This window comes from Bacteroidales bacterium, assembly GCA_035353855.1.
Lineage (GTDB): Bacteria > Bacteroidota > Bacteroidia > Bacteroidales > CG2-30-32-10 > DAOQAK01.
In genome coordinates, this window is record DAOQAK010000022.1 from 45,955 (window position 1) to 55,354 (window position 9,400).

9 protein-coding genes are annotated in these 9,400 nt (G+C 30.9%); 6 read left to right on the forward strand and 3 right to left on the reverse strand.

From position 1 onward, the window contains the following. Positions 1–26: 26 nt before the first annotated feature. Complete coding sequence (locus tag PKK00_07260; GenBank protein ID HNW98194.1) at positions 27–1,268, reverse strand: HD domain-containing protein; 1,242 nt, start codon at positions 1,266–1,268, stop codon at positions 27–29. A gap of 117 nt (positions 1,269–1,385) precedes the next feature. Between PKK00_07260 and PKK00_07265 the strand changes: the two genes are divergently transcribed. The 3 genes from PKK00_07265 to PKK00_07275 are packed head-to-tail and all read left to right on the forward strand — an operon-like array spanning position 1,386 to position 4,626. After that, positions 1,386–2,939 (forward strand): bifunctional response regulator/alkaline phosphatase family protein, encoded by a 1,554-nt coding sequence (locus tag PKK00_07265; protein HNW98195.1) that lies wholly within the window; start codon positions 1,386–1,388, stop codon positions 2,937–2,939. A 5-nt stretch (positions 2,940–2,944) separates the two neighbouring features. Then, positions 2,945–3,352 (forward strand): tRNA (adenosine(37)-N6)-threonylcarbamoyltransferase complex ATPase subunit type 1 TsaE, encoded by a 408-nt coding sequence (gene tsaE, locus PKK00_07270; protein HNW98196.1) that lies wholly within the window; start codon positions 2,945–2,947, stop codon positions 3,350–3,352. Between the two features lie 47 nt (positions 3,353–3,399). Further along, positions 3,400–4,626, forward strand: coding sequence for an alanine dehydrogenase (locus PKK00_07275; protein ID HNW98197.1), 1,227 nt, complete (start codon positions 3,400–3,402; stop codon positions 4,624–4,626). 87 nt (positions 4,627–4,713) lie between these two features. On the opposite strand, the gene rlmH is transcribed toward PKK00_07275, so the two are convergent. After that, a complete protein-coding gene (rlmH, locus tag PKK00_07280; protein HNW98198.1) occupies positions 4,714–5,190 on the reverse strand; it encodes a 23S rRNA (pseudouridine(1915)-N(3))-methyltransferase RlmH in 477 nt (158 codons plus the stop codon). A 131-nt stretch (positions 5,191–5,321) separates the two neighbouring features. Between rlmH and PKK00_07285 the strand changes: the two genes are divergently transcribed. Genes PKK00_07285 through PKK00_07295 form a run of 3 tightly spaced genes read left to right on the forward strand, consistent with a single transcriptional unit; the run spans position 5,322 to position 7,524 of the window. Then, positions 5,322–5,726, forward strand: coding sequence for a DUF4783 domain-containing protein (locus PKK00_07285; protein HNW98199.1), 405 nt, complete (start codon positions 5,322–5,324; stop codon positions 5,724–5,726). After that, positions 5,719–6,570 (forward strand): carboxylating nicotinate-nucleotide diphosphorylase, encoded by an 852-nt coding sequence (gene nadC, locus PKK00_07290; GenBank protein HNW98200.1) that lies wholly within the window; start codon positions 5,719–5,721, stop codon positions 6,568–6,570. Before PKK00_07285 ends, nadC begins: the two co-directional genes overlap by 8 nt. An 18-nt stretch (positions 6,571–6,588) precedes the next feature. Then, a complete protein-coding gene (locus PKK00_07295; protein HNW98201.1) occupies positions 6,589–7,524 on the forward strand; it encodes a YihY/virulence factor BrkB family protein in 936 nt (311 codons plus the stop codon). Positions 7,525–7,620: 96 nt separating this feature from the next. Here the strand turns inward: PKK00_07295 and PKK00_07300 are convergent, their stop codons facing one another. Then, entirely contained in the window at positions 7,621–9,102 is a 1,482-nt protein-coding gene (locus PKK00_07300) for a polysaccharide biosynthesis C-terminal domain-containing protein (protein HNW98202.1), read from the reverse strand. Positions 9,103–9,400: the final 298 nt, after the last annotated feature.

Consider the following 9,400-nt stretch of genomic DNA (forward strand, 5'->3'; position numbering starts at 1 on the left):
TGAGATAAAAAATAATCTAACAATTATCAACAGTTTTTCAAGATAAACTTAGGATAACAAAGATAATATTTTGTAACTGTTTTTGAAATCGAAGATATACTCATTTGATCAGAAGCCTCTGCAATATCAAGAGTTGAACCATCTTTTAACAGAATATTGATTTTATCGTTTTGAAAACTGTACGCATTATTTTCCACCTTACCTGAAAAAGCAAAATATTCAGCATCCTGGTTTTCACATTTCAATTGTTTAGCAACTTTCAACCTTATTTCTTTTATTTGTTTTTCGGGAAATAATTTATTCTGCATTTCAATATGGAATAAATGCCTGTTCACCAGATTGTCGCATAACGAAGAAAGAACAAAATCAGGATGATTGCACCAAACTTTCACTGAAGCATAAATATCAAAATCATCAAGCTGTGCAAAAGTGTCGAGTAATCCTGATTTTTTTTCAAAATCAGTTAGCGAATATTTATTATAAAGAAATTCCTTAAGAGCTGGTGTACAAAATAACTCAACGCCTTTATCAGCAAGACTTCTGGCACGCTGTAGAATTTTAACCAATAAAAATTCAGCAGCAAGAACAGTTTTATGTAAATATACCTGCCAATACATAAGTCGCCTTGCAATTATAAATTTTTCAATAGAATAAATCCCCTTAGCTTCAACAACTAGTTTGTCATTTACTACATTCATCATTTTAATTATACGCTCAGTACTAATAACTCCTTCTGAAACTCCGGTAAAAAAACTATCGCGTTTCAAATAGTCAAGCCTATCCACGTCAAGCTGTCCCGATAAAAGCTGGTGAAGGAATTTCTTTTTATAATTATTATTAAATATATCAATGGCCAATTTTAATTTCCCATGAAAATATTTATTTAATCGATCCATGAATAACTTTGAAAGCTGCTCATGAGAATGATTGTAAACAATACAATTTTCCAATGTATGTGAAAAAGGCCCATGCCCGATATCGTGAAGCAAAATTGCAATTTTGGCAGCCTGTGCTTCTTTTTCAGAAATTTCCTGACCTTTCGTTCTTAGCACTTCAATAGCTTCACCCATAAGAAACATAGCGCCCATAGCATGATGAAAACGTGTATGCAGTGCACCGGGATATACCATATGCGTTAAACCGAGTTGTTTTATCCTACGCAAACGCTGAAAATACGGGTGTTCTATTAAATCAAACAGTAATTCATCATTTACTGATATAAACCCATATACCGGGTCATTAAAAATTTTTCGTTTGTTTAACTGTATTCTTTCCACTTATTTTGTTATTTTGCAATAATATTAATAATGATTTTCAATATTACAACTTTTTACAATATTATTTCATATTCTGAGTTATAACTTATCATTATAAATTTATTTAAAATGGAAAAAATCACCATACTCTGGGCCGACGATGAAATTGAACTTTTAAAACCACATATTATTTTCCTTGAAGAAAAAGGTTATGAAGTTGTTACAACCAATAGCGGAAATGAAGCTATAGAATTGGCAAAGCGACAAACTTTTGAAATTATTTTTCTTGATGAAAATATGCCGGGGCTTTCAGGAATTGAAACCTTGATTCAGCTGAAAAATCTTTCACCGGCAACTCCTGTGGTAATGATAACCAAAAGCGAAGAAGAAAGTATAATGAATGATGCTATTGGTTCCAATATTGCCGACTACCTGATAAAACCGGTAAATCCAAACCAGATATTACTTTGCATAAAAAAAATTCTCGATCAGAAACGGCTGGTCAGTGAAAAAACAACATCAACCTATCAGCAGGAATTCCGCAATATATGGGCAACTCTAATGGATAAGCTTGATCATCATCAATGGACCGATGTTTACAAAAAAATAGCACAATGGGATCTGAGGCTTGAAAAATCCGACGACCAGGGAATGAATGAAGTTTTAAAATCACAACTCACCGAAGCCAATTCATTATTCTCAAAATATATTGAATCGAATTATATTCCTTGGCTAAATGGAGTGGCAAAAGATAAACCTATTTTTTCTCACACATTATTACGCGAAAAATTATTTCCTATTCTTACCGGCTCTACTCCGGTGTTCCTTATTGTTATTGACAACCTGCGATACGACCAATGGAAGGTATTGCAACCTATATTTGAAAATTATTTCAGGGTAGTTGAGGACGAACTTTATTTCTCCATTTTACCAACGGCTACACATTATTCAAGGAATGCACTTTTTGCAGGATTGCTACCTACTGAAATAGAAAAAATTTATCCAACACTTTGGCTAAACGAAGAAGATGAAGGAACAAAAAATCAACACGAGGAAGAATTGTTTGCCATGCTATTAAAGCGATTTGGAAAAGATATTAAATTTTCTTACAGCAAAGTTTTAAACTTATCGTTCGGGAAAAAGCTCGTAGAAACCCTGCCCAACATGATGTCGAATAAGCTGAATGTAATTGTATATAATTTTGTCGACATGCTTTCACATGCACGTACTGAAATGGAAGTGATTCAAGAATTAGCCAATGACGAAGCAGCATACCGTTCATTAACATTATCGTGGTTTGAACATTCACCACTGTTAGATATTATTAAATTTGTTGCCGAGAAAAAAGCTCATTTAATGATAACAACTGATCACGGCTCAATACGCGTTCAAAATCCTACAAAGGTTGTTGGAGATAAAAACACCAATACTAATCTTCGATACAAACTCGGTAAGTCGCTTCAGTATGAGAAGAAAGATGTATTCGAAATAAAAAATCCCCAGGATGCTTTTCTTCCGCGTGTTAATGTGAGTACTTCTTATGTTTTTGCGAAAGAAAATAAATTCTTTGCATACCCCAATAACTATAACTATTATGTAAGTTATTACCGTAACACATTTCAACATGGAGGAATTTCCATGGAAGAAATGATGATTCCTTATGTTGTTCTTTCACCAAAATAATGTTTATGGAAATTATTTGTGTTCATATTTCTGATTTGCCTGGTATTGCCGAGAAGCTTATAAAAAAGCATCCTCAATCAAGAATATTTGCATTTTTCGGGAAAATGGGAGTTGGGAAAACCACATTCATAAAAGAATTATGCAAAGCTCTCAAAGTGAAAGATATTACTAATAGTCCGTCTTTCGGAATTATCAATGAGTATTTCACAGAAACTAATGATCCTGTTTATCATTTCGATTTTTACAGAATAAAAAACTCAACAGAATTCTTTGATATAGGATGTGAAGAATACTTATACAGCGGACATTACTGTTTTATTGAATGGCCTGAAAAAATCATTGATTTACTCCCCGAAAACAGTATTATTATCCATATTGAAGAATCAAATGGAAAAAGAATATTTCGATTTTAATTTTTTTTCAAAAAAAATCTATAACTTTAATGGCTAAAAATAAATTTATGCCGGAAATAAAACCTGAATTTTATTCACTTGGGCAGGCAGGCAATTTAATGCCTCAGGAAGAAATGCTCGAAATAAAAAAGCATAAAAAAAGTATTACAATCGGGGTTCCAAAAGAAACATCATTCCAGGAAAACAGGGTCGCTCTGGCTCCTGTAGCCGTAGGCTTATTGACACAGAACGGACACCAGGTAATGATTGAAACCAATGCCGGAATCTCAGCGCATTTCACCGACAATGATTTCAGTGAACAAGGTGGGAAAATAGTATACTCACCTGAAGAGGTTTTTAAAGCTGATCTGATTCTCAAAGTTGCACCTCCATCGGAAGCAGAGATTGAAATGCTGAAACCCCGTCAAACACTGATTTCAGCAGTACATATTTCAATTCAGAATAAAAATTATTTTAAAAAACTTATTGCAAAAAAAATTACAGCTCTCGGATATGAAATGATCAAAGATAAAACCGGTTCATTTCCGGTTGTACAAGCAATGAGCGAAATAGCAGGAAACACATCCGTGTTAATTGCCGCCGAATATCTATGCCATCCACAATATGGGAAAGGTAGTATGCTTGGAGGTTTTTCAGGTATTACGCCAACAGAGGTAGTTATTATTGGTGCTGGTACTGTTGGCGAGTTTGCAGCCCGTGCAGCAATGGGACTAGGAGCATTAGTTAAAGTATTCGATAATTCTCTTTACAAACTACGCCGATTGCAAAATGATTTGAACACACGTATATTTACATCAATCATACAACCAAAGGTTCTTTTAAAATCGCTCAAAACTGCTGATGTTGTAATAGGCGCCTTACATAATTCAGATGGCCGTTCACCAATTGTGGTAACCGAACAGATGGTTACCGAAATGAAAAAGGGCTCGGTAATCATTGATGTAAGTATCGACCAGGGCGGCTGTGTTGAAACATCATATGTAACCAATCATACCGAACCTGTTTTTCAAAAGTTTGGAGTTACACATTATTGCGTTCCAAACATTCCATCAAAAGTCCCACATACTGCATCATATGCTTTAAGTAATTTCTTCGCTCCAATACTATTACGTTTGGGCGAAGAAGGTGGTATTGATAATTTATTTAAAAATGATTATGGCATTCGGCAAGGAGGTTATTTATATAATGGAATACTTACAAATAAATATATTGGAGAACATTTCAACCTACCTTACCAGGATATTGAATTATTAATGGCCGCGTTTCAAAGGTAAAACCCAGCAAATGCAATAATATAAGTAATACTAATTTTTGATTCAGAATATTCTTTAAACTAATACGAATATTCAATAGGCTTAACCTTATCCTTCATGATGGTAAGGTTCATTTTTGATTATTGTGAAAGCCCTGTATAATTGCTCCATAAACAATAATCTTACAATCTGATGCGAAAATGTAAGCTTAGATAAAGATAATTTCATATTTGCCCTTTTATACATTTCCTGTGAAAAACCGTATGACCCTCCTATTAAAAAAACAAGACATTTAACACTGCTGTTCATTCGTTGCTGAATAAAAGAAGCCAATTCAATTGAACGATACTCCTTCCCAAGTTCGTCAAGCAAAACAATATAATCACTGTCACCAATATTTTTCATTTGAAAAGTCGATTCCTGTTCCTTAATTTGTGTCGGAGCCAATTTTACCGACCCTTTAGCCGAGGGCAAAACATACACTTCAAATGGAATATAATGCTTTATTCTTTTTTCATAAAGAGAAAATCCTTCAATTATATATTTCTCTTCTGTTTTTCCTGTAAGTACCAGTTTTATCTTCATAAAATAATCAATACCCAAAAATAAAAAAATTAACTATTACATTTTTATTATTTGTTTTTTATATTTGCATCGAACATGGTATACTTGGCTCAAAATTTGAGTTTTAAGTGTGCCTTATAAAAAACAGTAAAATGAAGAAAGCATTCATTATAATACTGACCCTTTCTATTACTACTTCTATTCTTGCTTCAATAACCATATATAAGCAAGATGATATAATTACTGTTATAGCTGATGCAATAAAAAAAGGAAATTCAACTGATGTGGCAAAATATTTTAATACTACAATTGACCTTGCCATTCCTAATAATGAAGGCACTTTTAGTAAAACACAAGCAGAACTTATTCTTAAAGATTTTTTTACAAAGAATCCCCCAAAAACATTTACAGTTAATCACAATGGCTCATCAAACGATGGCTCACTTTATGCAATTGGCACTTATACCGCCGATTCCGGTTCATACCGTACATATTTCTTATTAAAAAAATCAGGTACAAATTACCTGATACAAAAACTGGAATTTGAATCTGAATAAATATATTGTCATGAATATTGATGAAATAATCAGGCATGCTCTTGCTGAAGATATTGGTAATGGCGACCATACTTCGCTTTCGTGTATCCCGAAAAACGCTAAAGGTAAAGCACGCCTTTTAATTAAAGACTCAGGAATACTTGCAGGTGTTGATATTGCACAAAAAGTTTTTAATAAAGTCGACTCTGATCTTAAAGTTAATATTTTTCTAAAAGATAGAAGTAAAATAAAAAAAGGTGATATCGCTTTTACGGTTGAAGGTTCTTCTATCTCAATCCTATCAGCAGAAAGATTGGTTCTTAATTTCATGCAACGTATGAGTGGTATTGCCTCTGCTACTCATGAATTGGTTGAATTAATTAAAGGGACTAAAGCAAAAATTCTCGATACAAGAAAAACTACTCCATTACTTCGTGAAATTGAAAAAATGGCTGTGCGCATTGGAGGTGGTTATAATCACAGGATGGGTTTGTATGATATGATTATGATTAAAGATAATCACATTGATTTTGCTGGAGGCATTGAACCAGCAATAAATTCGACATTGCAGTATTTGAAAACAAATAAATTGAATTTAAAAATTGAAATTGAAGCTCGTAATATTGACAATGTAAAAGAAATTATCGCAATTGGAAATATTCATCGGATTATGCTTGATAATTTTTCTCCTATTTTAATAAAAGAAGCTGTGAAATTGATTGACAATAAATTTGAAACTGAAGCGTCTGGTGGAATTACAAAAGAAAATATCAAAGCATACGCTGAAAGCGGAGTTGATTTTATTTCAGTCGGAGCAATAACACATCATATCAAAAGCCTTGATATGAGCCTTAAAGCTTTTTAACAAAACCTTGTTTTATAAATGAATTGGGATAAAATTTCATATATTCTTTTTCGCAATAGTGTTGTAATTCGCTTTTTAAAATCGACAAAACGAATAGTGATTCCCGGCTTTGATCATATGCCTTTATATGATGTTGCCAGTTTTTTTTTCAAAGGAATATGGAAAGGAGCTATTACAACACGAGCATCAGCGCTTTCATTTACTTTTTTTCTGGCTTTGTTTCCTACAATTATTTTTTTCTTCACATTAATACCCTATATACCCATAGAAGGATTTCAAGATACTTTGCTTGCTCTTTTCAAAAGTATTTTACCAAAAGATACTTATTCCGCAGCCATTGGAACACTTGAAGATATTATTAAAATTGAACATGGAAATTTATTATCAATAGGTATTTTAGCTTCGCTTTATTTTTCGACTAATGGAGTTAGCGCAATAATGCTTGCTTTTAATAATTCTATTCATGTTAATGAAACGCGCTCCTATATTAAACAAAAAATTATAGCTTTATTACTAGTGCTTATTCTTTCTACACTTATCATAATTGCGATAACACTTATTATTACAGGTTCATGGTTTCTTAAATATTTGTTGAATAATCATTATATCGAATCAGAATTTACATTTTATGCTTTAACTATCATTAAATGGATAATTGTTTGTTCTCTTTTCTTTTTTATTGTTTCATTTTTGTATTACCTGGCACCAGCTAAAAGAGAACGATTTCGTTTTATTTCTGCAGGTTCAACATTAGCAACTCTTCTTTTTATTCTATCTTCAGTAGGCTTTAATTTCTATATTTCAAATTTCTCACAATACAATAAGCTATACGGATCTATCGGAACATTAATTATTATTTTAATGTGGATATATATTATTTCTATTGTGCTTCTGATAGGATTTGAGCTGAATGCAAGTATTAAAAATGCAGGAAAATTATCAAAAAAGGCATAAACTATTTCTCACTAAATTCCTAAATTTATTATTCAGCTTGTCGAAATATTTGCTTAATATACGAGATAGAATTCTTACAAGTCTCGATTTTTTTTATTAATAATCAATATATTTTCCTTTTCTTAATATTTGCAATATTAACATTTTAAGTTCCTTTTTATAAACTATATAAATTAAAAAGGAGGTAATCACTAAAATACAAATTGATTTTTGTAACAAATACTCATGATAAAATAATATTTCCGAACAAATAACCATTATTATAAAAAACAAAGGAAGATATATTAATTTCATTTTATTAAACTTAAATTTAAATATTTTTCTACTTTCAAAATAAAGAAATAACGCTTGAATAGGTTTAATAATAAAATTAGCCCATACAGCACCCATCAAACCAAAATATTTAACTAAGATTGCACTGGAAACTATTTGAAAAATTGCTGAAAATAAAAACACCTTAGGTAAAACTTTTGTTTGTTTAAAAAAATATATAGGAGCTAAAAATAAATAGAAATAAACTCTTGTTGCAAAGCCCATACATAGAATTGGCAAGTAATCATATATCTGATAAAAAAAACTATTCTTAACAACAATTGGAAATAAAAGTGGAACAAAAATTAAAATTAATGGAATTAAAATTAATGTTAGTGCTGATAAGCTATTGTAGTATCTATTAACTTCGGTCGTGCTTTCTTTAAAATTATTATCCTTCCAAATATTGAATACTTTGGGGTGAATTGTATTAACAAGACCAACTTGTAAGAAATCAATGACCAAAGTACATTTAATAGCTAAATCAAAAACACCAACAAGAGAAACATCTTTTAAAAAATACTCAATTACATACCTATCTATGTTTCCAACAATCCATATAAAAACAGCACAAAAGAACATTGGCAAGCAAAATGCTTTCATGCCTTTCAGATATTCAGAATTAAATTTAAAATTATATTCTTTAATAATAAAAAACATTATTGTTGCAAATGATATAATAGTTGGAATAAGCCTGCCCCACATTGGTCCAACCAAAGTATATGGAAATGCAAACAATAATGAAATTGAAATAATCATTGTGAAAGAAAAATTTAAAATATTAATCCAGAAAAATCTTATTGGTCTCTGTTGATTAATTAATAAACTTGAATATGTTTTCAGAAACCCAGTAAACACAGCTGAGAAAACAGTCATTAACCCCCAGGGATAGAAAATAATTTCTGCATTACTTTTAAGAATTGTTTGAAAAACTAATTTAAAAAAGAAATCTCCACCTACTGAAAATATTGAAATAACAATCAATCCCAAAATAATAAGAGTAATCATAATTGTTCCGATAAATGATTTTAATTTATTTAAATCATTTTTATAATCGAAATAATTAATTCCAATAAATGTTTCTAAACTGAAACTTGATAGAATCTGCACTAAATACAAAATACCAAGGTAAAATGTATTCATTCCGATTTGTTCTTTTGTTAATTTGGAAATAAAAATAATCTGAAGAATTAACCCTGAAACAAAGGGTAATGCTCCAATTAAAGAATATATTAAAGATGATTTAAAAAAGTTTTTTGAAATCATTTACTTATATGATTTTTTTCCTAAAAATTTACTTATACTTTCAACGTCAGAATGAAATAAACTGAAAATATATCCAATTATTGCCCTTAATCTCCATACTTTATTTTGTATCCCTTTATAAAAAATTGCTTTCAAATAATCCTTTCTAGCACCTTCGAAATCTTTTCGAATAAGCTTATATCTTCCTGAACGAGCTAAAGAAATTTGCAAAATACCAGAATAATATTCTTCTAATTTCTTTATGTTATACTAATGCTGAACAAAAATAGAAAAAATAATTAACAACCCAATGGTTAAA

Coding starts and splice junctions, on each gene's coding strand:
- PKK00_07285 (HNW98199.1), top strand. CDS start 5,322: ATGAAGAAAGCATTCATTATAATACTGACCCTTTCTATTACTACTTCT.
- PKK00_07275 (HNW98197.1), top strand. CDS start 3,400: ATGCCGGAAATAAAACCTGAATTTTATTCACTTGGGCAGGCAGGCAAT.
- rlmH (HNW98198.1), bottom strand. CDS start 5,190: ATGAAGATAAAACTGGTACTTACAGGAAAAACAGAAGAGAAATATATA.
- tsaE (HNW98196.1), top strand. CDS start 2,945: ATGGAAATTATTTGTGTTCATATTTCTGATTTGCCTGGTATTGCCGAG.
- PKK00_07265 (HNW98195.1), top strand. CDS start 1,386: ATGGAAAAAATCACCATACTCTGGGCCGACGATGAAATTGAACTTTTA.
- PKK00_07300 (HNW98202.1), bottom strand. CDS start 9,102: ATGATTTCAAAAAACTTTTTTAAATCATCTTTAATATATTCTTTAATT.
- PKK00_07295 (HNW98201.1), top strand. CDS start 6,589: ATGAATTGGGATAAAATTTCATATATTCTTTTTCGCAATAGTGTTGTA.